Below are 23,655 nucleotides of genomic sequence, written 5' to 3'. Positions count from 1 at the left end.
GTCCGGAAGGAATAACGGCAGACTGTCAGAAATCTTTAACGGGCCGGCCGCGGGCGGCGCTGCCGCGGTCCGGATCAACGAGGCAGGCGTTCGACAGGCGAACGCCTGAATGGCCTGCATCGAGGCCGACTTTATAAGAAATGAGGACGCAGATGAAGCGAAAACTGTTGCTGGGCGCCATGGCGGCGCTGGTGGCCGGCCATGCGCTGCTGGCGCAGGCGGAACTGAAGCCGGGCGCCGCGGCGCCCGATTTCACGACGCAGGCGTCGCTGGGCGGCAAGACTTACACGTACTCGCTCGCGGACGCGCTGAAGCAGGGGCCGGTCGTGCTGTATTTCTATCCGGCGGCGTTCACGAAGGGCTGCACGATCGAGGCGCATGCGTTCGCGGATGCGGTCGACCGTTACAAGGCTTACGGCGCGACGGTGATCGGCGTGTCGGCCGACAACATCGACACGCTGACGAAGTTCTCGGTGAGCGAGTGCCGCAGCAAGTTCCCGGTGGCGGCCGACCCGGACGCGAAGATCATCCGCGAATACGACGCGAAGCTGCCGGCGCTCGACCGGGCCAACCGCGTGTCCTATGTAATTTCGCCGGAAGGGAAGGTTCTCTACGAATACACGAGCCTGTCGCCCGACAAGCACGTCGAGAACACGCTCGCCGCCGTGAAGGCGTGGGCCGACGCGCATCCGAAGCAGTAAGCGGCTGCCCCGCACGTGAAAACGGCCCGTCGTGCGGGCCGCGGACACGGGCATGCGCTGCCCTTTCGGGCGGAGCGCGACGGGCCGTTACGGGCCGTCAAGCGCGCAATGCCTGTTCGATCGGCACGCTGCCGCCGACGAAGCCGACGATCTTGCGCGAAATGCCGAGCTTGATCGCCTCGATCGCGGCCCATGCAACATCCTGGCGCGAGACGGGCGGCGCGGGCTCGAGCCACCTGTCGGTCAGCGCGATCTTGCCGACGCCCGGATCGTCCGTGAGCGGGCCCGGGCGCAGGATCACGTAGTCGACGCCCGACGCGATCACGCGCTCGTCGCCTTCGCGCTTCATCTGCGAATAGTGGTGCAGCGCGTCCGGGCCCTGCTCGGGCCGGTACGCGGACAGCGAGCTGACCACCACGAGCTTTTGCGTGTTGTAGGCCAGCGCGTAGTCGGCCGCGCGGGCGACCGCGTCGCGGTCGACCTGCTCCTCTTCGGTCGCACCGTCCGATTCCGCCGAGCCGGCCGTGTAGATCACGTGCGTGATGCCCTGGAACGCGTGCGAGAAATCGTTCGTCAGATCGGCCTCGACGACCCGTGCGCCCGCCAGCGCATAGCCGTGCCGGCGCACGAGCGCCGTGACCTCGAACTCCGGCTGCTTGAGCAGCAGATCCGCGCAGGCCTGGCCCGTCCGGCCGGTCGCGCCAATCAGCAGTACCTTCGTCGTCATGAAACCGCTCCTTGCTCGATGCGTCATCCATCCAGATAGGGACGGACGACCGATAACTCAAGTGTAATGTCGAATCGACCCGGCGGCGGATGCGTAATAAGGGGCGTACCGGCAGCGGGCGTACCGGCGTCGGGCGTACCCGGCACGCGGCGGCCCGGCGTTCATTCATTCACACGGATGCGGGAATGACGCGCCGACCGGCTATCATGTGCGCGATGCATTTTTCGCCGCTACGTGTGAATAACGCGGCGGCCCACCGGTTGGAGTACACATGGCATTACCTCTGGACAACGTCAGCATGGCCGTGTTCTGCGACTTCGAGAACGTCGCGCTCGGCGTGCGCGATGCGAAGTACGAGAAATTCGACATCAAGCCCGTGCTGGAGCGCCTGCTGCTGAAAGGCAGCATCGTCGTGAAGAAGGCCTATTGCGACTGGGATCGCTACAAGGGCTTCAAGGCGTCGATGCACGAAGCGAGCTTCGAGCTGATCGAGATCCCGCACGTGCGCCAGTCGGGCAAGAATTCGGCCGACATCCGGCTCGTCGTGGACGCGCTCGACCTCTGCTACACGAAGTCGCACGTCGATACGTTCGTGATCATCAGCGGCGATTCGGATTTCTCGCCGCTCGTGTCGAAGCTGCGCGAGAACGCGAAGAAGGTGATCGGCGTCGGCGTGAAGAAATCGACGTCGGATCTGCTGGTCGCGAACTGCGACGAATTCATCTTCTACGACGACCTGGTGCGCGAGCAGCAGCGTGCGCTCGCGAAGCGCGAACAGCAGCAGCGCGCGGGCAACGGCGGCGCGAAGCGGCCGGACGAGCCGTCGCGCAAACACGACATGGATGCGCGCAAGGCCGAGGCGATCGCGCTGGCGGTCGAGACGTTCGACGCGCTCGCATCGGAGCGCGACGACGTCGGCAAGATCTGGGCGTCGGTGCTCAAGAGCGCGATCAAGCGCCGCAAGCCGGATTTCAACGAGTCGTACTACGGGTTCCGCGCGTTCGGCAACCTGCTCGACGAAGCGCAGGCGCGCGGGCTGCTCGAAGTGGGGCGCGACGACAAGTCGGGCGCGTTCGTGTCGCGGGCTCGCCAGTCGGCCGCAGCCGAGCACGTTGCCGCAGGGGGTGAAGGCGGCGCGGCGCACCACGGCGGCCACCACGGTACCCGCGCGGCGGAGGCGGTGCCGGCCGGCCGCGAGGCGCGCCGTCGCGGGCAGCGCGCGCAAGCCGTCGTCCACGAAAGCGTGCAGGTCGAAGCTGAGGACGCGGAAGGCGCGGAGTTTGCCGAGGTCGCCGATGCGACGCCGGCCGACGCACCCGATGCACCCGACATGCCCGACGTGGCCGAAGCGCACGGCGACGCGAAGGATGGCCGCAAGCGTGCGCGCAAGAGCGCGGCGAAGAAGACCGGCGCGAAGAAGGGCGCGGCCGCGAAGGGCACCGGTCGCCCCACGGCCGGCAAGCCGGACGCCGCCGCGCAGGGCGATGCGGCGCACGGTGGCGATGCGCACGCGCCCGGCCAGCGTGGGGACGAGTCGCATCGCGACGCAGCGCATGACGAGCGGCACGCGGCGGCGCCAGACGAACCGGCGCCTCGCGCTTCCGACGCTCGGGACGAGGCCGCGCAATCGTCGCACGACGTGGCGCCGCTCGACGCGACGCCCGAAGGCGCTGCCGAAGCGCCGGCCGCCGCCAAGCCGAAGAAACCGGCCCGCAAAGCGGCACCGCGTGCGCGCCGTCCGCGCAAGACGACGGCCGCTGCCGAGTAACCGGGTAACGGTAGCTGGCAGTTGGCGACAGTCTGACGATCGGCCGGGTCTCGTCCGCAACCGGGCGACACCCGCGCCGCGCCATCCGGGCCGGCGCAATGCCGGCCTGCCGCGCTACCCGTTCACCACGTACGGCTGCGTCATCACTTCGAGGAAGTGGCCGTCCGGATCGTCGAAGTACACGCCGCGGCCGCCGTTGTGGCGGTAGATGTCACCGGGTTGCCGCTTCGCCGGATCGGCCCAGTGCGGCAACCCGCGTTCGCGAATGCGTGCGAGCACGCGATCGAAGCCGGCTTCGTCGATCAGGAACGCGTAATGCTGCGACCGGATCTCTCCCGCCTGCTCATAAAAATCGAGCGACACACCGTTGTCGAGCGCGACGACCAGCATCGCGCCGAACGGCGTCGGCGGCGGCAATTCCAGCAGTTCGGTGAGAAAGCGGCTCGACGCATGCTTGTCGCGGCACCAGACGATCGTGTGGTTGAGCTGGACGTTCATGGCGGGCTCCCGTGTGGCGGGGCGGCGGTGGGCATGGACACACGATAGCCGATTGCGGCCGGCAATCAAGCCAGGCAAACGAACCCGACAATCAAGCGAAAAAAAAGACGGCTGCCCGAAGGGCAGCCGCTTTCGTCACTCGCCCGCGACCGCCGGCCCGCCGGTATTGCCGCGGCGATTGCGGCGCTTCTCGGCCCACACGCGGAACCGGTCCATGTACAGGTAGACGACCGGCGTCGTATAGAGCGTCAGCACCTGGGACATGACGAGGCCGCCAGCGATCGCGATCCCGAGCGGCGCGCGCAATTCGGCGCCGTCGCCGTTGCCGAACGCGAGCGGCAGCGCGCCGAGCAGCGCCGCCATCGTCGTCATCATGATCGGGCGGAAGCGCAGCAGGCACGCCTCGTGGATCGCGTCGAACGACGATTTCCCGTGATTGCGCGTCTGGTCGATCGCGAAGTCGACCATCATGATCGCGTTCTTCTTCACGATGCCGATCAGCAGGATCACGCCGATCAGCGCGATGATGCTGAACTCCGTCTTGAACAGCAGCAGCGCGAGCAGCGCGCCGACGCCGGCCGACGGCAGCGTCGACAGGATCGTGATCGGGTGGATGTAGCTCTCGTACAGGATGCCGAGCACGATGTAGACGGCCAGCAGCGCGGCGAGGATCAGGATCGGCTGATCGTTCATCGACTGCTGGAACGCCTGCGCGGTGCCCTGGAAGCTGCCGACGATCGTCGGCGGGACGCCGATCTGCGCCATCGTCTGATAGATGATCTGCGTCGCCTGCGACAGCGACACGCCCGGCGGCAGGTTGAACGAGATCGTGGTCGCGACGAACAGCCCCTGATGGTTGACCGACAGCGGCGTCGTGCTCGGCCCGAACGTCGCGATCGCCGACAGCGGGATCATCGTCGACTTCGACGTCGACACCGACGCGCCCGACGACGCGCTCGACTTGCCGCTCGCCGCGATCGAATTGAGCGCCTGGTTGCGCGCGGAATCGGACGCGATCGCCGCGGCGCTCTGCGCGGCCGTGCCGGCGCTCGACGTGCCGGCCGAGGTCGCGACGAAGGTGCCGGCGGCTGCGTTGGTGGTCTGCGAGCCGTTCGCGCTGCCCCCCGACGTGCTGATCCACACCTGGTTCAGCATCTCCGGGCTCTGCCAGTACTTCGGCGCGACTTCCATCACGACGTGGTACTGGTTCAGCGGGTTGTAGATCGTCGAGACCTGGCGCTGGCCGAACGCGTCGTACAGCGTGTTGTCGATCTGCGCGGGCTTGATGCCGAACCGCGCGGCGGTGGCGCGGTCGATCGTCACCATCGCCTCGAGGCCGCCTTGCTGCTGGTCGGAGTTCACGTCGGTCAGTTCGGGGCGCTTCTGCAGCGCCTCGGTCAGGATCGGCCCCCACTTGTACAGGTCGGCGCTCGAATCGCCGAGCAGCGTGAACTGGTACTGCGCGTTGCTCTGCCGGCCGCCGACGCGGATGTCCTGCGCCGCCTGCAGGAACGTGCGGGCGCCCGCCACGTCCGCCAGCCGCGGGCGCAGCTGCTGGATCACCTGGTCGGCCGAGAGCTTGCGCTCGGTGCGGTCCTTCAGCGTGACGAACATGAAGCCCGAGTTGGTCTGCGTGCCGCCGGTGAAGCCCGCGACGCTCTTCACGTTCGGGTTGCCCTGCACGATCCGCATCATCTCGGAGAATTTCAGCTTCATCGCCTGGAACGACGTCGACTGGTCGGCCTGGATGCCGCCGATCATCAGCCCGGTGTCCTGCTGCGGAAAGAAGCCCTTCGGCACGACGATGTACAGGTAGACGTTCAGCCCGATCGTCGCGAACAGCGTCAGCAGGATCAGGAGCGGCCGGCGCAGCGCCCACGACAGCGAGCGCTCGTAGCCGCGCTGCATGCGCGCGAAACCGCGTTCGAGGAAGCGCCCGAAGCGGCCCTCGCTTTGCGGGTCGTGCTGTTCGGGCAGCAGGCGCGCGCACATCATCGGCGTGACCGTGAGCGACACCGCGAGCGACACGGCGATCGCGAGCGACAGCGTCAGCGCGAACTCGCGGAACAGGCGCCCGACGATCCCGCCCATCAGCAGGATCGGCAGGAACACCGCGACGAGCGAGATGCTCATCGACAGCACCGTGAAGCCGACTTCGCGCGCGCCGTCGAACGCGGCCTGCATCCGCGGCTTGCCGTTCTCGATGTGCCGCGAGATGTTCTCGAGCACGACGATCGCATCGTCGACGACGAAGCCGGTCGCGACGATCAGCGCCATCAGCGACAGGTTGTCGATCGAGAAGCCCAGCAGATACATCGCGCCGAACGTGCCGACGATCGAGATCGGCACCGCGACGCTCGGGATCAGCGTCGCGCGCCAGTTGCGCAGGAACAGGAACACGACCATCACGACGAGGCTGATCGCGATCAGCAGCGTGTGTTCGGTGTCCCGCAGCGACGCGCGGATGGTGGTCGAGCGGTCGAGCACCGGCGTGACCGTGATGTCGGCGGGCAGCGATGCGGTGAGCTGCGGCAGCGCCGCGCGCACGCGGTCGATCGTCTCGATGATGTTCGCGCCGGGCGAGCGGTAGAGGATCACGAGCACCGCGCGCTTGCCGTTCGACAGGCCGAGGTTGCGCAGATCCTCGACCGAATCGACGACGTCCGACAGATCGGACAGCCGCACGGCCGAGCCGTTGCGGTAGGCGACGACGAGGTCGCGGTATTGCGACGCCTGGGACGCTTGGTCGTTCGTATAGAGCTGGAAACGCTGCGGGCCGAACTCGATCGCGCCCTTCGGCGCGTTGGCGTTCGCGGAAGCCAGCGCCGCGCGCACGTCCTCGAGGCCGATCCCGTAGTGGAACAGCGACTGCGGCTCGAGCTCGACGCGCACGGCCGGGTTCGCGGAGCCGCTCACGGTGACCTGGCCGATTCCGTCGATCTGTGACAGCGACTGCTGCAGCACCGTCGACGCGGCGTCGTACACCTTCGCGGGCGACGCCGTCTCCGAGGTCAGCGATACGACCATGATCGGCGAATCGGCCGGGTTGACCTTGCGGTAGGTCGGATTGCTCTTCAGCGCGGCGGGCAGGTCGGCACGCGCCGCGTTGATCGCGGCCTGCACGTCGCGCGCGGCACCGTCGATGTCGCGGTTCAGGCCGAACTGCAGGATGATCCGCGCATTGCCGACGGTGCTCGTCGACGTCATTTCGGAGACGTCCGCGATCGAGCCGAGGTGCCGCTCCAGCGGGCTCGTCACGCTGGTCGCGACCGTTTCCGGGCTCGCGCCCGGCAGCGACGCCTGCACCGAGATCGTCGGAAAGTCGACCTGCGGCAGCGGCGACACCGGCAGCTTGATGAACGCGAACAGGCCCGCGAGCGCGACGCCGAGCGCGAGCAGCGTCGTCGCGACGGGGCGGGTGATGAAGGGGCGCGACAGGTTCATCGGTTATGCACCCGTGTGCTTGCCTGCATCGGCGCCCGGCCCGTGCCGCTCGAACCAGCCGCGTACGCGGCGCGCGAGCGAATCGAAGCCGAGGTAGATCACGGGTGTCGTGAACAGCGTCAGCACCTGCGACACGATCAGGCCGCCGGCGATCGCGATCCCGAGCGGCTGGCGCAGCTCGGAGCCCGCGCCGGAGCCGACGATCAGCGGCACCGCGCCGAGCAGCGCGGCAAGCGTCGTCATCAGGATCGGCCGGAAGCGCAGCAGGCAGGCCTGGTAGATCGCCTCGCGCGGCGGCTTGCCTTCGACGCGTTCGGCCTCGAGCGCGAAGTCGATCATCATGATCGCGTTCTTCTTCACGATGCCGATCAGCAGCACGATGCCGATGATCCCGATGATGTCGAGGTCGTGGCCGGTGATCATCAGCGCGAGCAGCGCGCCGACGCCGGCCGACGGCAGCGTCGACAGGATCGTGATCGGGTGGATGTAACTCTCGTACAGCACGCCGAGCACGATGTACATCGTGACGACCGCCGCGAGGATCAGGAACAGCTGGTTCGACAGCGACGCCTGGAACGCGAGCGCCGCGCCCTGGAAGCGCGTCTGGAACGAGCCGGGCAGGCCGATGTCCTTCTCGGCGGCCTCGATCGCCTTGACGGCTTCACCGAGCGATGCGCCCGGTGCGAGGTTGAACGAGATCGTCGTCGACGGGAACTGCGACAGGTGCGCGACCAGCAGCGGCGACGGCCGCTCGTGGAACGACGCGATCGACGTCAGCGGCACCTGGCCGCCGCCGGCCGACGGCAGGTAGATGTCGTTCAGCGATTGCGCGTAGTGCTGCTCCTTCGGCTCCGATTCGAGAATCACGCGGTACTGGTTCGACTGCGTGAAGATCGTCGACACGATGCGCTGGCCGAACGCGTCGTACAGCGCGTTGTCGACGGTCGCCGGCGTGATGCCGAAACGCGCGGCGCTCGCGCGGTCGATCTCGATGTACACCGACTGGCCGTTGCTCTGCAGGTCGGTCGCGACGTCGGCGAGCGACGGCTCCTGCTGCAGCCGCGCGACGAGTTTCGGCACCCAGGTCGCGAACTCTTCCGAGTTCGGGCTCGTCAGCATGAACTGGTACTGCGTCGGGCTGACCGTCGAGTCGATCGTCAGATCCTGCACCGGCTGCATGAACAGCGAAATGCCCGTGATGTTCGACACACGCTGCTGCAGGTCGCGGATGATCTGCGCGGCGGTTTCGGTGCGTTCGTCGCGCGCCTTCAGGTTGATCAGCATCCGGCCGCTGTTCAGCGTGATGTTGCTGCCGTCGACGCCGATGAACGACGTGAGGCTGTCGACGTTCGGGTCCTTCAGGATCGCGGCCGCGAGCGTCTGCTGGCGTTCGGCCATCGCGCCGTACGAGATCGACTGCGGCGCCTGCGTGATCGCCTGGATCACGCCGGTGTCCTGCGCGGGGAAGAAGCCCTTCGGCACGTACACGTAGAGCAGGGCGGTCAGCCCGAGCGTCAGCAGCGCGACGACGAGCGTCGAGCGCTGGCGGTTCAGCACCCATTCGAGCGCGACTGCGTAGCGCGCGATCACCCAGTCGATCGCGCGGTGCACGCGCGCCTCGAAGCGGTGGCTCTCGGGCGGCGGCGAGTGGCGCAGCAGCTTCGCGCATAGCATCGGCACGAGCGTGAGCGACACGATCGCCGAGATCACGATCGTCACCGCGAGCGTGATCGCGAATTCATGGAAGAGGCGCCCGACCACGTCACCCATGAACAGCAGCGGGATCAGCACCGCGATCAACGACACCGTCAGCGAGATGATCGTGAAGCCGATCTGCCGCGAGCCCTTCAGCGCGGCCTCGAGCCCCGATTCGCCTTCCTCGACGTAGCGCGCGATGTTCTCGATCATCACGATCGCATCGTCGACGACGAAGCCGGTCGCGATGGTGAGCGCCATCAGCGACAGGTTGTTCAGCGAGAAGCCGGCCATGTACATCACCGCGAGCGTGCCGATCAGCGACAGCGGCACCGACAGGCTCGGGATGATCGTCGCGTAGACGTTCGCGAGGAACAGGTACATCACCAGCACGACGAGCGCGACCGCGAGCAGCAGCTCGAACTGCACGTCGCGCACGGCCGCGCGGATCATCGTCGTGCGATCGGTGACGATCTCGACGTCGAGCGCGGCCGGCAGCGTTTCCTGCAGCTTCGGCAACTGCGCCTTGATCGCGTCGACGGTCGCGATCACGTTCGCGCCCGGCTGGCGCTGCACGTTCAGGATGATCGCGGGGTCCGAATTCACCCACGCGCCGAGCTTGGTGTTCTCCGAGCCGGCGACGACCGTCGCGACGTCGGTCAGCATCACCGGGCGGCCGTTCTTGTACGCGACGACCGCGCTGTTGTACTGGTCGGCGCTCGTCAGCTGGTCATTCGCGTTGATCGTGTACGCACGCGTCGGACCGTCGAAGTTGCCCTTCGGCGTGTTGACGTTCAGGTTCGAGATCGTCGTGCGCAGGTCGTCGAGGTTCATCCCGTACTTCGCGAGCGCGGTGGGGTTCGCCTGGATTCGCACCGCCGGGCGGTTGCCGCCCGACAGGCTGACGAGGCCGACGCCCGCGATCTGCGAGATCTTCATCGCGAGGCGCGTGTCGGCGAGATCCTGCACCTGCGTGAGCGGCAGCGTCTTCGACTTGACGGCGAGCGTCAGCACCGGCGCATCGGCCGGGTTCACCTTCGCGTAGATCGGCGGAGCGGGCAGGTCGGACGGCAGCAGGTTGCCGGCCGCGTTGATCGCGGCCTGCACTTCCTGTTCGGCGATGTCGAGCGGCAGGTCGAGCGAAAACTGCAGCGTGATCACCGACGCGCCGGCCGAGCTTTGCGACGACATTTGGTTCAGCGACGGCATCTGCCCGAACTGGCGTTCGAGCGGCGCGGTGACCGATGACGTCATCACTTCCGGGCTCGCGCCCGGGTAGAAGGTCTGGACCTGGATCGTCGGGTAGTCGACCTCGGGCAGCGCGGCGAGCGGCAGGAAGCGCAGCGCGACGAGGCCTGCCAGCATGATCGCCGCCATCAGGAGAGCGGTGCCGACCGGCCGGAGAATGAAGAGGCGGGATGGATTCATCGAGCGGCCCGCGCGTTACTGGGCCGCGGGGGCCGCGGCTTGCGACGCGCCGTGCCGGTGTCCGCCGCGATGGCCGCCGGCACCGGACGCAGCCGATGCACCCGATGCGGCCCCTGCGCCGCGCGCGCCCGATGCGCCCTTCGGCTTGTCGGCCGGAATCGAGATCTTCGAGCCTTCGCGCAGACGGTCCGAGCCGTCGGTCACCACGCGCTCGCCGAGCGTCACGCCGCTGACGATGCTCGTGCGCTCGCCGTCGACCGGGCCGACCGTGACCTTGCGCACCGTCACCGTATTGTCGGGTTTCACGACATAGACGAACTGGCCGATCGACCCCGTCAGCACGGCGGAGGTCGGCACGATCGTCGCGTTGCGCATCACGTCGACGAGCAGCCGCGTGTTCACGAACTGATTCGGGAACAGCATGCCTTCCTTGTTATCGAAATTCGCGCGCAGCTTGACCGTGCCGGTGCTCGTGTCGATCTGGTTGTCGAGCGTCGCGAGCGAGCCCGTTTCGAGCGGCACGGTGTTGTTGCGGTTGTAGGCGGTGACCGACAGCTTCTGGCCGGCGTTCACCTGCTTGAGGATCTGCGGCAGGTTGTCTTCCGATGTCGTGAAGATCACGCTCATCGGCTGCAACTGCGTGATCACGACGATGCCGTTGGTGTCGCCCGGCGTCACGTAGTTGCCGGGGTCGACCTGGCGCAGGCCGACGCGGCCGGAGACCGGCGCCGTGATGCGCGCATAGGTGAGATTGAGTTTCGCGGAATCGATCGCGGCCTGGTCGGTCTTCACCGCGCCTTCGTATTGCTTGACGAGCGATGCCTGCGTATCGACGGTTTGCGACGCGATCGAGTCCTGCGACAGCAGCGTCTGGTAGCGCTTCAGGTCGAGGCGGGCCGTCGCGAGCAGCGCCGCGTCGCGCGCATGCGTGCCTTCGGCGTTCTCGAGCGCGACCTGGTACGGGCGCGGGTCGATCTGCGCGAGCACGTCGCCTTTCTTGACGATCTGGCCTTCCTGGAACGACACCGACTGCAGGTAGCCCGACAGCTGGGTCTTGACCGTCACGTTCGCGAGCGGCGTGACGGTGCCGAGCGCGGACAGCACGATCGGCATCTCGCCCTGCGTCACGGGGGCGACCTGCACCGGCTGCGGAACGTTCGCCATTGCAGCGGGGCCGCCGCGGCCGCGATGGCTGCCTGCGGCCGCGCTGGCGCCCGCGCCTTGCGCCGAGCTGCCTGTCGCGGGCGTGCGGTTCCACGGATGCCACCACAGCAGGCCGCCGATGACGACGACCGCGACGGTGCCGATCAGCAGCGTGCGGCGCGGGCGCCGTGCAGCGGCGGGCGCGGAGTCTTTCGAAGGGGGCGTGGGCTTTTGTTCGTTATCCATCGTGTTCTGTCAGGAAGACGGCGCGGCGGGCCGGAAAATCGGACTGCTGGGCTGCGCGTGGGCGTGCGGGTGACGGGACGGGGCGGCCCGGCTCGGTCCGGGGCCCCGCCGATCCGCGGGAAAAGAGCGGTGCGCACCGCGAATGCGGCGCGACGATGGGCATGATCCTACGTGCCGTCCCCGTTACAGTCCAGCGGTCTATCTTTCAACGGGTTACGGTCGTTACAGAACGCGACACGGCGATGACGAAACGATTACACGCCGACGCGCCGGGCCGGCGCGCCGCCGATTTCGCGGGTGATTTTCGCGATGCATTCCTGCAGCGCGGGCACCACCTGTTCCTGCAGCCATTCGGGCGGACACTGGTGCGCCGCGCCGCCGCAATTCACCGAATAGCGTTGACCGGACGGGCCGACAAACCCGGCCGCGACCGCATTCAGGCCCTCGCGCCATTCGCCGATCGCGATCGCGTGGCCGTCGCGCATCGCTTCGTCGAGCGCGGGCGTGAGGCGAGCGGACACGTGCGGCCAGTCGTCGCCGGCCGTGGTGCGCAGCGACTCGAGCAACTGCCGCCGCTCGTCGTCCTCGAGCGCGGCGAGGTACGCGCGCCCCACGGCCGTACGCGCGATGTCCATCCGCGAGCCGATCTCGAGGCGCGTGACGAGCACGGCCGAGCGCGGGCGGATCACGTCGATCGCGACCATGTCGAGGCGGTCGCGCACCGCGAGATGCACGGACAGCGACGTGCGTTCGGCCAGTTCGATCATGAACGGCCGCGAACGCGCGCGGATGTCGAAGTTGCGCAGGAAGCCGTGGCTCAGTTCGAGCACCGACGCGGTCAGCACGAAGCGCTCGCTGTCGGGCAACTGGAACAGGAAGCCGGCGCTGACGAGCGTCGCGGTGATGCGCGAGACGGTCGGCTTCGGGATGCCGGTCAATTCGGTCAGTTCGCGGTTGCTGACGGGGGCGTCGGCAGCGGCGATGCGGCGCAGCACGGCGAGGCCGCGGGCGAGGGCGGTGATCTCGTCGGGCGACGATTCACGGTCCCGCGACGCGGGAGAGGTTACAGTTGTCGACACGAGGGATTCTCTCTAATTCCGAAACTCGATTTCAATTTTGTTGGTATTGTAGGACTATTGTCAAAGGATGCATGTTCCGCGGGCGAACCGGTCATTCGATGCGATTTTACGGGTTCACCCTTGGTTTATTAGGAAAACGCTCAAATGAGCGTTGCTGGAAAGTGCATGAACCGGTGCAAATACCGCTTGACTTGTCGGGCGGAAACGGAAAGAATGTCTCACGTTTTCGAAACATCGTTTCAAGAGTTTAACCGGCAACGATGTTTCGCGCAGTCTCTCAGGTTCTAGCACGGCCCTCGGAATGGCTAGAACTTTTTTAGCGCCACGGTCTCCGTGGCGCTTTTTTTTGCCTGTCTTTCCGACCGTCCGTCCGGACGCGTCAGGCCCGTATTATCCCCCGATCGCCGCAAACGTCTGTCCAGGGCTGCTTCGCGCCTGCTTGCAGGCGCGATGTGCGCCGCTCTCACGATCCCCGCACGCAAAAAAAAGCGCGACGCCCGCAGTGGGCATCGCGCGTGAAACGGCGTGGAGCGCCGACGAATGAACGGTGATGAAGAAACGACGCCTGGTCGGAGGCGCCCGGTCAAGGGAGCAACGCCTCCGCCTCGCGTGGGAATCAGCCCTTCGCGAGCTTGATGCTGGTCTGCTCGGCCGTCAGGTAGCCGACGCTGGCGCCGAAGCGATCCTTGTAGTTCGCGCGCACGAGCGGGTCGAGCGTCGGCTTGACCTTGTCGTGCAGCGGCGATTCCCAGTCGCCCGCGTGCTGGAAGTTGCTCATGATGTAGGTCCAGCCGTTGATCTCGTCGACCGCGTGCAGGCCCGTCGATTCGGCGCCGGCCGGGCACGACAGCACGCGCGAGAGCGACTTCGTGTCGACGTTGTAGGCCCACAGGAAGTTGTTCACGTGCATGCCCGAGTCTTCGCCGATGAAGAGGGTGCGCAGCTTTTCGGAGAACTTCAGGTTGTCGGGGTTCGCGATTTTGTCCGGGTTCGCGAGGTTGCCGAGCGCGTCGGCCGCGGCGAGATCCTCGCCGACCAGCGCGGCCGGCGCACCCATGTCGACCGGCACCCATTCGCTGTCGATCGCGCCGCCCGTCGTGTCGCGCTGGCCGGTCTTCAGGTTCAGCGCGTAGACGGCGCCCGCGGCGATCTTCTTGTCGACCGCGACGTCGCGCGACACCGCGTTGCCCTTGACCATCGACGTTTCGATCCGCGACATCGCCGTGTAGACGATCTTGTCCTTCGCGTTCACGGTCGTGCCTTCGAGCTTCGTGAACGCCATGCTGCCGCCGAGCAGCGCCGCGTAGCGGTGCGTCTCGAGGAACGCGGCCGCTTTCTCCATTCCCGGCTTCACGCGCATCCAGTTGAACTTGCCGCCGAAGTGGATCTTCGTGTAGCTCGCATCGTTCGGATCGGTCGTCACCAGGTCCATGATGTCCGACGCCTTCAGCGTGTTCGCGAGCGTCTCGATCTCGCTGCTGGTCGCGTGGCCGATCTTGATCCACGTCAGCGTCGCGGTGCCGGCGCCGGCGGACGACGTCTGCGTCCACTTCGCGACGTACAGCGTGCCGGCCGACAGGTCGGCCGCCTTGTCGGCGACGAACATGAACAGGCCGCCGTTGGTGGCGTCGTCACCCATCATCACGGTGCGCTGGTCCGGCATCACCTGGATCAGCTCGTGCGAGATGCGGCCGAGGCAGTAGTGCTTCTTCACGGTGCCGGTGCCGTCCGGATTCACGGTGATCTCGGGCAGGTGGCCGTAGTGGTAGGGGTTCGCCTTCGTCTCGTCGCCGAACGTGTTCTTGCTGAACGCCTTGAACTGCGCGTCGGTCGCGGCCTTCGTCGCGTCCGGCTCGTATTCCTCGCTCGACAGGTGCGTGCCCCACGGCGACAGGCTCGCGCCGCAGGTGATCCACAGGCCGTGCGCCTTCGACGTGTCGACGTTGTGGTACTTCACGACCTTCAGCGCGCCGGTGGCCGGGTCCTGGTCGAGCGTGAGCACGGCGATCGGCGACGGCAGCTGGCCGTACTGCGACGCGCTCGCCTGGTCGCGCGTCGTGTATTCGAACTGCACGACCGCGAACACCGCGTTGCCCTTCACGCCGGGGACATTCGCGTTCTTCAGCGTCAGCAGCGAGCTGCCGTCCGGGCAGTCGGAATAGAACTGGCGTTCCTTGCCGGCGACCGAGCGATCGATGATCGGCTGGTTGTTGATGTCGTAGTAGCCGCCCGCGAGCGTCGTGCCGCCGTTGCCGTCCGGCACCATGTCGCCGGTCACGAAGAACGGCTTGTACGCGAGCTTGAAGTTGCGCGACGAGCCGTCCGAGAACGACACCGACAGCGTCGAGCCGACCGTCGTCGTGGCCATCGCGGCCGCGTTGTCGAGCGTCGGCGCGGCCATCGCCGAGAATGCCGCCGACGTGTAGGCAGCGGCGACCGGCGCCGGCGTGGACGCGGGATCGTCGTCGCCGCCGCAACCCGTCAGCAGGGCCGGCAGCGCGAGGCCGGAAAGGGGCAGCATCGGCGCGCCGGCGAGGATCTTCAGGGCCTGACGACGGGAAGCATTGGGCAACGCGGGCATGTGGAGTCCAGTTTCGGTTGTTGGAAGAATGGCCTTCGCGAAGCGGGCGAGCGGCAAGCTTCGCGAAGGCATATTGAAAACTGGACGGAAGTGTAAGGACGCTAGATGAAAGTTTTTTGAATCGAAAACGTAATGAGACGTCGGGCGTCCGTCAGGTGAGCTGACGGACGCCGGTCGCAAGCGTTTGCGCTCAATCGCGCTCGGGCGTGGCCGAGATGCGGTGGATCGACAGGTCGGCGCCGTCGAATTCGGCTTCCCGATCGAGACGCAGGCCGACGGTCGCCTTCAGCGCGCCGTAGACGAGCGTGCCGCCCGCGGTCGCGATCGCGATGCCGCCGAGCGTGCCGACGAGCTGCGACAGGAACGACACGCCGCCGAGGCCGCCGAGCGCCGGCAGCCCGAACACGCCGGCCGCGAGGCCGCCGAGTGCGCCGCACATCCCGTGCAGCGGCCACACGCCGAGCACGTCGTCGATGCGCCAGCGGTTCTGCACGCAGGTGAACATCGCGACGAACAGCGCACCGGCCGCGGCGCCCGTGACGAGCGCGCCGATCGGGTGCATCACGTCGGAGCCCGCGCATACCGCGACGAGGCCCGCGAGCGGCCCGTTGTACGTGAAGCCCGGGTCGTTGCGGCCGGCCATCCACGCGGCGAGCGTGCCGCCGACCATCGCCATCAGCGAGTTCACCGCGACGAGGCCGCTGATCTTGTCGAGCGTCTGCGCGCTCATCACGTTGAAGCCGAACCAGCCGACCGCGAGCACCCACGCGCCGAGCGCGAGGAACGGGATGTTCGACGGCGGGTGCGCTGCGATCCGGCCGTCCTTCGCATAGCGGCCGTGGCGCGCGCCGAGCAGCAGCACGGCGGGCAGCGCGACCCAGCCGCCGAACGCGTGCACGACCACCGAGCCGGCGAAGTCGTGGAACGGCGCGCCGAACGCGTGCGCGAGCCAGGCCTGCACGCCGAAGCGCTCGTTCCACGCGATCCCTTCGAAGAACGGATAGATGAAGCCGACGATGATCAGCGTCGCGACGAGTTGCGGGTTGAACTTCGCGCGCTCGGCGATGCCGCCCGACACGATCGCCGGGATCGCCGCCGCGAACGTCAGCAGGAAAAAGAAGCGGACGAGCGCGTAGCCGTTGTGCTGCGACAGCGTGCCGATATCGTCGAAGAATTCGACGCCGTACGCGATCGTGTAGCCGATGAAGAAGTACGCGAGCGTCGACACCGAGAAGTCGACCAGGATCTTCACGAGCGCGTTGACCTGGTTCTTCTTGCGGACCGTGCCGAGTTCGAGAAACGCGAAGCCCGCGTGCATCGCGAGCACCATGACGGCGCCGATCAACAGGAACAGTGTGTCGACGCCGGATTTCAGACCATCCATGCCGTGGCTTCCTTGCGCAAAAAACGGGCAAGGAATGCAAATATCGAGCCAACCTGGTGAACGATTGCGTGGAATTGGTGCCCGGATGCCGCGCCATGCGGCATTCCGGTGAATCATGCACGGGATCGAGGCGTGATCGGCGCCGCTCGAGGGGCGCGGCGATTGCACGGAGGTGGTGCGAGGCGTGCTGAACTGGTGCGTGCGCTGAACGAGGCGGTGCGCGGCGATGCGGTGTCACGCACCGATCTGGCGCGTCAGTGGCGTGCGAACAGCGCGGGCGGCCGGCGCAGCCGCAGCGCGCAGGCCGACCAGTAGGCGGCGACGGTCGCCAGCCCGAGCGCGGCGAAGGCAAGCGCCGCGAAGCCCGCGAGGGACTGGCCGTCGGCGTCGGCGCCGAGGATACCTTGCGCGACGATCAGTGCAGCGGTCCAGAACCCGATCACGGCCTGCGTGAGCAGGCGCGCGCAGGCGATGCGGCGCGGACGCCCGGATTCGGCGAGGCGGCGCGCCGACGGCGCACGCAGGCACAGGAACAGGGTGGCGGCGAGCAGCGCGGCCAGGGCGATGAGCCAATCGACGAGGAAAGCCATAACGAGGAAAAGGGGGACACGTATGAAGCGGATTGAAGCGTGCCCACTTTAGAGGCGTGGCGCGTGCGATTGAATCAGACGAATCCGAAATTGAAAGGCATTTTTAATGACGGGTCGTTATTTGGCCTGTTCCACAGGCGGTATCATCGACACCGGTCCAACCACGAGGTCGCGCCACGCGCGGCCGGAGATTGCTGATGAACATGAAGACATCGCGGGCGCGTCGTGTGCCCGGGTCCGTGCTGGCGGCCGTGGCCGCCGGTGCGCTGCTGTTGCTCGCGGGCTGCGAGAAGTCCGGCACGCCGGCCGCGCAACCCGATACGGCCGCGAGCGCGGCCGCCGATGCCGCCAACAATGCGGCCAAGGCGCTCGACCAGGTGGCGAGCACGGTCAATCAACAGATCAATGCGGCGAAGGCCGGCATCGCGTCCGCGGCGTCGGCCGTGCCGCCGCTGTCCGCGAGCGGCCTCGCATCGGCCGCGCAGGCGCAGATCGACGCGGCGGCGTCCGCGGTCGTCGCGCATGCGGCTTCCGAAGCGGGCGCGAAGATCGCCGAAGCCGGCAAGAAACTCCAGCAGTGGAGCCAGCAGAGCGCCGCGGGGGCCAAACCCGCGAGCGGCGAATGACGCGGGCTTGCACGATTCGTAAAATGTAATTATGATGGTTACACATGTCGCCGGTTGCGGGTCGGGCCGGCGTCGCCGAGTGAGTCAGGAATGAATACCAGCAGCCGGTTCGCGTTTGCCGTTCACGTGCTTGCCTTGCTGTCGATGCAGGAAGGCGTGCCGTTGTCGTCCGACATCATCGCGGGCAGCGTGAATACGAATCCGGCGCTGATTCGCCGGTTGCTGTCGATGCTGGCGGCCGCGGGCCTGACCACGTCGCAGCTCGGCGCGGGCGGCGGTGCGCTGCTGGCGCGCGAGCCCGGTGAAATCACGCTGCTCGACGTGTATCGCGCGGTCGACGATGCGCAACTGTTCGCGCTGCACCGCGAGGCGCCGAATCCGGCGTGTCTCGTCGGGCGGCACATCCAGGGCGTGCTGACCGGCTATATCGGCGATGCGCAGCGCGCGATGGAGGCTTCGCTCGCCACCCGCACGCTGGTCGACGTGACGGCCGACATGCTGGACCGGGAGCAGCGCACGCAACGGGCGGCGCGCGCCGGCGGGTGACCGACGGCGGGCAGGGCAGGAAGCCGGACGGCGCGTACGCGCGGCGATCGGCGCAACGGGGGCTTCGCCCCGTTTTTTTCGGTCTTATGTGTAATTAACTGTGTTACATATTTTCATTACTGGAGAATCGATATGACGCAACGTTCGTTGAATATCGCGCTGTTCGGCGCCACCGGCACGATCGGCTCGCGCATCGCGGCGGAAGCCGTGCGACGCGGCCACCGCGTCACGGCGCTGTCGCGCCATCCGGGCGCATCCGGCGACGGCATCACCGCGAAGGCGGCCGACCTGTTCGACGCGGCCAGCATCGCCGCCGCGCTGCCGGGCCATGACGTCGTCGCAAGCGCGTACGGCCCGAAGCAGGAAGATGCGGCGCAGGTCGTCGCGGCCGCGAAGGCGCTGGTCGCCGGCACGCGCCAGGCCGGCCTGAAGCGGCTCGTCGTGGTAGGCGGCGCCGGTTCGCTCGAAGTCGCGCCGGGCAAGCAGCTCGTCGACACCGAAGGTTTTCCGGACGCGTACAAGCCGCAGGCGCTCGCGCACCGCGACGCATTCGACTACCTGAAGACGGTCACCGATCTCGACTGGACCTTCTTCGCGCCGGCCGCGCTGATCGCGCCGGGCGAGCGCACGGGCACGTTCCGCACCGGCGTCGGCAAGCTGATCGTGGACGCGCAGGGCAACAGCAAGATCTCGGCGGAAGACTACGCGGTCGCGTTCGTCGACGCGCTCGAGCAGGACAGCTTCGTACGCGAAATCGCGACGGTCGCGTATTGATCGGCGTGGCGGCCGGCGGCGTGTGAGCGCCGGCCCGGGCGCGGCGTGCAAGCCGCGACGCGCGACGATGTCAGGCGACGCCACCCTTCGCGGGTGGCGTCGCCTGTTTCGTTTGGGGCGGCGAGCGCGTGGCGGATCGGTATTTACACCGGTCGACGTGCCGAGACACTTTTCCTATTGTTCCCCGTTGGGCAGGATGAATAGAATAAATTTCTATCGACGAGGGAATGGAGAAATGGACGCCATCGATCGCAAGCTGCTGGAGCTGCTGCAGGCGGATGCCACGCTGCCGATCGCGGAGCTGGCGCAGCGCGTGAACCTGTCGCAGACGCCGTGCTGGAAGCGCGTGCAGCGGCTGAAGGAAACCGGCGCGATTCGCGCGCAGGTCGCGCTGTGCGATCCGCGCAAGCTCGGGGTCGGCACGACCGTGTTCGTCGCGATCCGCACGAACCAGCACACCGAGGAATGGGCGCAGCGTTTCACGCAGGCGGTGCGCGACATGCCGGAAGTGGTCGAGGTCTACCGGATGAGCGGCGAGACCGATTACCTGCTGCGCGTGGTGGTGGCCGGCATCGACGATTACGACCGCGTCTACAAGCAACTGATTCGCACGGTGCCGCTGTTCGACGTCAGTTCGTCGTTCGCGATGGAGCAGATCAAGTATTCGACCGCGCTGCCCGTGCGCGATCTGGTCGAGCCGGCCTGACGGGCCGGCCGCCGCGTCGGCCGCGCGGCTTCAGCGGCCGCGCGCCAGCGCGCGTGCGCGCTCGTCGGCGAGCGCGTCGCGGCGCACGAAAGCCGCGACGAACGGGCTGGCCGGATGATGGTGCAGCGCATACGGCGTATCCCATTGCGCGAGCCGGCCGTCCTTCATCACGCCGATCCGGTCGGCGATCGCGAACGCTTCCGCCTGATTGTGCGTGACGAGGATCGCGGTGTGGCCCGTGTGCTTCAGGATGTCGCGCAACTCGAACGCGAGCCGCTCGCGCGTATCGACGTCGAGATTCGAGAACGGCTCGTCGAGCAGCAGCAATTCCGGCGACGGTGCAAGGGCGCGTGCGAGGGCGACGCGCTGCTGCTGGCCGCCCGACAGTTCGTGCGGATACGCGTCGCCGGAATCGGCGAGGCCGACGAGGTCGAGCATCTCCGCGACGCGCAGGCGCCGTTCGGCCTTCGGCATGCGCCGCAGGCCGAACGCGACGTTGTCGGCCGCGCTCAGGTGCGGAAACAGCGCGTAATCCTGGAACATCATGCCGATGCGCCGCCGCTCGGGCGGCACGTCGAGCGACGGCGCCGCGACCGGCGTGCCGTCCAGCACGATGCGCCCCATGCGCACGGGTTCGAAGCCGGCGATCGCGCGCAGCACGGTGGTCTTGCCGCAGCCGGACGCGCCGAGCAGGCAGCCGATGTCGCCGCGCGGCAGCGCGAGGCTCAGGCCGTCGACCACGGTGCGGCGGCCGTGCGGCGTGTCGTAGGCGACGCAGAGGTCGTCGAGTTCGAGCAGGTTCACGGTGTCAGGCTCCGATCTTGTGGCGGGTGCGGGCGAGCAGGATCACGGGCACGAGCCCGGCCAGCACGATCGCGAGCGCGGCGACCGCGCCTTCTTCATAGGTGCCGCGCGCAGCTTCCGCATACAGCCAGGTCGCGAGCGTGTCGAAATTCAACGGACGCAGCAGCAGCGTGGCCGGCAGCTCCTTCATCGCGTCGACGAACACCAGCAGCGCGCTCGTCGTGAGCGCGGGCCGCAACAGCGGCAGGTGGACGCGGCGCAACGTGCCGCCGGCCGTCTCGCCGAGCGAGCGCGCGGCCTGTTCGAGCGACGGCGGAATGCGCGCGAGGCCGGCCTCGATGCCGCCGGCCGGGATCGCGAGAAAACGCACGGTATAGGCGATCACGAGCGCGGTCGCCGAACCCATCAGCAGCAGCCCGTCGCGGCCGAGCGCCGCGCCGAACAGCCGGTCGGCCGCCGCGAACGGAATCAGCAGGCCGATCGCGAGTACGGTGCCTGGCACCGCGTAGCCGAGGCTCGCGATCCGCGCGCAGAGGCGGGCCGGGCCCGCACCGGCGCTGTCGCGCTGCGCGCGGGCGGCCCACGCGACGACGAGCCCGCACGCGAGCGTCGCGACGGTGGCGGCGGTCGCGATCGTCAGCGTGTTCGCGAGCCCCGTCATCAATTGCGCGGAGACGCCGCCGACGAGGTGCAGCCGCTTGGCCGTTTCGACCGCGAGGTACGCGGCCGGCGCGCCGAAGCCGAGCAGGACGGGCAGCCAGCCGAGCATGGCGGCGCCCAGCGCGGCCGCGCCGGTCAGGCGGCGCGGCGCGATCGGCCGCATGCGCCGGCCGTGCGCGTAGCGCTGGCGGCGGCGCCCATAGCGTTCGAGCGCGATCATGCCGACGACGATCGCGAGCATCGCCAGCGCGATCTGCGCGGCGCCGGCGAGATCGGAGCGCGTGATCCACGTCGTATAGACGGACACGGTCAGCGTCTGCACGCCGAGGAATTCCGACGCGCCGATATCGTTCAGCGTTTCGAGCAGCGCGAGGCTCACGCCGACCGCGATCGCCGGCCGGGCCAGCGGCACGACGACGCGCCAGAACGTCGCGAGGCGGCCCGCGCCGAGCGTGCGCGCGGCCTCGAGCAGGCTCGCGGACTGCGTGACGAACATCGCGCGCGTGCTCAGGTAGACATACGGATACAGCACGAAGCCGAGCACGAAGATCGCGCCGGGCAGCGAACGCAGGTCGGGCAGACGGAACTGGCGCGGGCTGTCGAAGCCGAGCAGCCAGCGGATCGCGCCTTGCACGGGGCCGATCGGGTGCAGCAGATCGAGGTACGCGAACGCGACGATGTAGGTGGGCACCGCGAGCGGCAGCAGCAGTGCCCAGGTCAGGGTCCGGCGGCCGGGAAAATCGTAGGCGGTGACGAGCCATGCGCAGCCGGTGCCGACGATCGACACGATCGTGCCGACCCCGGCGAGCAGCAGCAGCGTATTGACGAGCGCCTGCGGCAGCACGAATTCCGCGAGATGCCGCCAGTGCGCGAGATCGGCGTCGAACGCGGCGGCCACGAGCACCGCGAGCGGCGCCGCGACCGCCGCGGCGATCGTCAGCGCCGCGAGCAGCCACAGGCTGCCCGCGCGCGGTCGCAGACGCAGATACGGCCGCGGACCGCTCGGCTCGCGGCAGGCGCGGGCGGGCGATGCGTCAGTTGTCAAAGCCGACCTTGTCGACGAGCTGGCTCGCCTGCTTGCGATGCTTCGCGATGTCCGCCAGCGGCAGCGGATCGACTTTCAGCGTGCCGAAGCTGGCGATCACCGGGTCGAGCTTCACGTTCGCGCGCACCGGGTATTCGTAGTTCGCCTGCGCATACAGCGCCTGCGCTTCCGGCGACACGAGATATTCGAGCAGTTTCACCGCGTTGGCCTTGTGCGGCGCGTGCTTCGCGACCGTCGCGCCGCTGATGTTCACGTGCGTGCCGCCGCTCTTCGCGTTCGCGAAGGTCGGGCGCACCACCTTGATCGCGTCGCCCCATTTGCGCGCATCGCTGCCCGGTTCGGCGTTTTTCATGTGGCCGACGTAGTAAGCGTTCGCGAGGCCGACGTCGCAGATGCCGCCGAGGATGTCGCGCGCGACGTCGCGGTCGCCGCCGGTCGCCTTGCGCGCGAGGTTCGCCTTCACGCCGCGCAGCCATGTCTCGGTCGCGGCCTCGCCGTCGTGCGCGATCATCGCCGCGACGAGCGCGGTGTTGTACGGATGCTGGCCCGAGCGGATGCAGACCTTGCCCTTCCATTTCGGATCGGCGAGATCCTCGTAACGGAACGCATCGACCTTCAGGTCCTTTTCGACGTACAGCACGCGATCGCGCAGCGACAGCGCGTACCAGTCGCCGTTCGTGGCGCGCAGGTTCGCGGGAATCGCGTCGTCGAGCACCTTCGAGCGCACCGGCTGCGTGACGCCGCCGTCGACGAGGTCGAGCAGGTTGCCGACGTCGACCGTCATCAGCACGTCGGCCGGCGACTGCGCGCCTTCCGCCTTCACGCGCTCGAGCAGGCCGTCCTTCACGAACACCGTGTTGACCTTGACGCCGCTCTGCTTCGTGAACGCGTCGATGAGCGGCTGGATCAGCTTCGGCTCGCGGGTGGTGTACAGGCTCACTTCCTCGGCCGCGTGGGCAAGCGGCGCGAAGGCTGCGACGGCGAGGGCGCCGGCGAGCGGCAGCAGGCGGGTGCGCGGATTCGACATGAAGACTCCGGTGCGGCAGGTGGACGAGGGAGCGTTCCGGGGCGCGCCTGCCGCCCGAGCGACCCGAAACATTACAAAATGAAAGACTTGGGATTCTAGATCGAAATGGGAACGATTAACAATCGAAAGCTGACGGAAAGCGGAGGAGAAGCCGAGGCCGGAGGGCGGCGAACGGGGCGGTGC

The 23,655-nt window shown here is 67.8% G+C and carries 18 protein-coding genes; 6 read left to right on the top strand and 12 right to left on the bottom strand.

Going from position 1 to position 23,655, the window contains the following annotated elements; all coding sequences use genetic code 11:
- The first annotated feature begins 152 nt into the window (after positions 1-152).
- The gene (locus BLS50_RS02465; RefSeq protein WP_012328186.1) at positions 153-701 is read left to right on the top strand and encodes a peroxiredoxin; all 549 of its coding nucleotides are present in this window, start codon (positions 153-155) and stop codon (positions 699-701) included.
- 97 nt (positions 702-798) lie between these two features.
- On the opposite strand, the gene BLS50_RS02460 is transcribed toward BLS50_RS02465, so the two are convergent.
- Complete coding sequence (locus BLS50_RS02460) at positions 799-1,428, bottom strand: SDR family oxidoreductase (RefSeq protein ID WP_006476432.1); 630 nt, start codon at positions 1,426-1,428, stop codon at positions 799-801.
- Between the two features lie 271 nt (positions 1,429-1,699).
- On the opposite strand from BLS50_RS02460, the gene BLS50_RS02455 reads away from it, so the two are divergent.
- Positions 1,700-3,196: an NYN domain-containing protein gene (locus tag BLS50_RS02455; RefSeq protein WP_074800491.1), complete on the top strand. Its 1,497-nt coding sequence runs from the start codon at positions 1,700-1,702 to the stop codon at positions 3,194-3,196.
- A 114-nt stretch (positions 3,197-3,310) separates the two neighbouring features.
- On the opposite strand, the gene BLS50_RS02450 is transcribed toward BLS50_RS02455, so the two are convergent.
- The 8 genes from BLS50_RS02450 to BLS50_RS02415 all read right to left on the bottom strand — a co-directional run bounded on the left by BLS50_RS02450 (position 3,311) and on the right by BLS50_RS02415 (position 17,284).
- A complete protein-coding gene (locus BLS50_RS02450; RefSeq protein ID WP_027810488.1) occupies positions 3,311-3,694 on the bottom strand; it encodes a VOC family protein in 384 nt (127 codons plus the stop codon).
- A gap of 135 nt (positions 3,695-3,829) precedes the next feature.
- Positions 3,830-7,138: an efflux RND transporter permease subunit gene (locus tag BLS50_RS02445; protein WP_074800488.1), complete on the bottom strand. Its 3,309-nt coding sequence runs from the start codon at positions 7,136-7,138 to the stop codon at positions 3,830-3,832.
- Between the two features lie 3 nt (positions 7,139-7,141).
- Entirely contained in the window at positions 7,142-10,261 is a 3,120-nt protein-coding gene (locus BLS50_RS02440) for an MdtB/MuxB family multidrug efflux RND transporter permease subunit (RefSeq protein WP_074800485.1), read from the bottom strand.
- A 15-nt stretch (positions 10,262-10,276) separates the two neighbouring features.
- A complete protein-coding gene (locus BLS50_RS02435; RefSeq protein WP_011694235.1) occupies positions 10,277-11,650 on the bottom strand; it encodes an MdtA/MuxA family multidrug efflux RND transporter periplasmic adaptor subunit in 1,374 nt (457 codons plus the stop codon).
- Between the two features lie 254 nt (positions 11,651-11,904).
- Complete coding sequence (locus tag BLS50_RS02430; RefSeq protein WP_027807099.1) at positions 11,905-12,729, bottom strand: IclR family transcriptional regulator; 825 nt, start codon at positions 12,727-12,729, stop codon at positions 11,905-11,907.
- A 616-nt stretch (positions 12,730-13,345) separates the two neighbouring features.
- The gene (locus BLS50_RS02425; RefSeq protein ID WP_027811439.1) at positions 13,346-15,310 is read right to left on the bottom strand and encodes a PhoX family protein; all 1,965 of its coding nucleotides are present in this window, start codon (positions 15,308-15,310) and stop codon (positions 13,346-13,348) included.
- Between the two features lie 190 nt (positions 15,311-15,500).
- Positions 15,501-16,694 (bottom strand): ammonium transporter, encoded by a 1,194-nt coding sequence (locus tag BLS50_RS02420; protein WP_011694238.1) that lies wholly within the window; start codon positions 16,692-16,694, stop codon positions 15,501-15,503.
- Between the two features lie 254 nt (positions 16,695-16,948).
- Positions 16,949-17,284, bottom strand: coding sequence for a hypothetical protein (locus BLS50_RS02415; RefSeq protein ID WP_011545006.1), 336 nt, complete (start codon positions 17,282-17,284; stop codon positions 16,949-16,951).
- A 197-nt stretch (positions 17,285-17,481) separates the two neighbouring features.
- On the opposite strand from BLS50_RS02415, the gene BLS50_RS02410 reads away from it, so the two are divergent.
- The 4 genes from BLS50_RS02410 (at position 17,482) to BLS50_RS02395 (ending at position 19,936) form a co-directional block, all read left to right on the top strand.
- Positions 17,482-17,910, top strand: coding sequence for a hypothetical protein (locus BLS50_RS02410; protein ID WP_027807102.1), 429 nt, complete (start codon positions 17,482-17,484; stop codon positions 17,908-17,910).
- A gap of 90 nt (positions 17,911-18,000) precedes the next feature.
- Positions 18,001-18,456, top strand: coding sequence for an Rrf2 family transcriptional regulator (locus BLS50_RS02405; protein ID WP_011545008.1), 456 nt, complete (start codon positions 18,001-18,003; stop codon positions 18,454-18,456).
- Positions 18,457-18,588: 132 nt separating this feature from the next.
- Positions 18,589-19,230: an NAD(P)-dependent oxidoreductase gene (locus BLS50_RS02400; RefSeq protein WP_006476420.1), complete on the top strand. Its 642-nt coding sequence runs from the start codon at positions 18,589-18,591 to the stop codon at positions 19,228-19,230.
- A 235-nt stretch (positions 19,231-19,465) separates the two neighbouring features.
- Positions 19,466-19,936: an Lrp/AsnC family transcriptional regulator gene (locus BLS50_RS02395; RefSeq protein WP_027807103.1), complete on the top strand. Its 471-nt coding sequence runs from the start codon at positions 19,466-19,468 to the stop codon at positions 19,934-19,936.
- A gap of 30 nt (positions 19,937-19,966) precedes the next feature.
- On the opposite strand, the gene BLS50_RS02390 is transcribed toward BLS50_RS02395, so the two are convergent.
- From BLS50_RS02390 to BLS50_RS02380, 3 genes are read right to left on the bottom strand one after another with little or no spacing between them, the layout of a single operon-like run.
- Positions 19,967-20,740, bottom strand: a complete 774-nt coding sequence (locus BLS50_RS02390) for an ABC transporter ATP-binding protein (RefSeq protein WP_027807104.1) — start codon at positions 20,738-20,740, stop codon at positions 19,967-19,969.
- A gap of 4 nt (positions 20,741-20,744) precedes the next feature.
- Entirely contained in the window at positions 20,745-22,445 is a 1,701-nt protein-coding gene (locus BLS50_RS02385) for an ABC transporter permease (protein ID WP_074800483.1), read from the bottom strand.
- On the bottom strand, positions 22,435-23,472 hold the full coding sequence (locus BLS50_RS02380) for a Fe(3+) ABC transporter substrate-binding protein (protein WP_074800479.1): 1,038 nt from the start codon (positions 23,470-23,472) through the stop codon (positions 22,435-22,437). Before BLS50_RS02380 ends, BLS50_RS02385 begins: the two co-directional genes overlap by 11 nt.
- Positions 23,473-23,655: the final 183 nt, after the last annotated feature.

It is taken from the genome of Burkholderia orbicola, from assembly GCF_900100915.1.
In the GTDB taxonomy this organism is placed as follows: domain Bacteria; phylum Pseudomonadota; class Gammaproteobacteria; order Burkholderiales; family Burkholderiaceae; genus Burkholderia; species Burkholderia orbicola.
The sequence above is the reverse complement of the archived record's forward strand: the minus strand, read 5'-3'. Positions and strand labels throughout refer to the sequence as shown.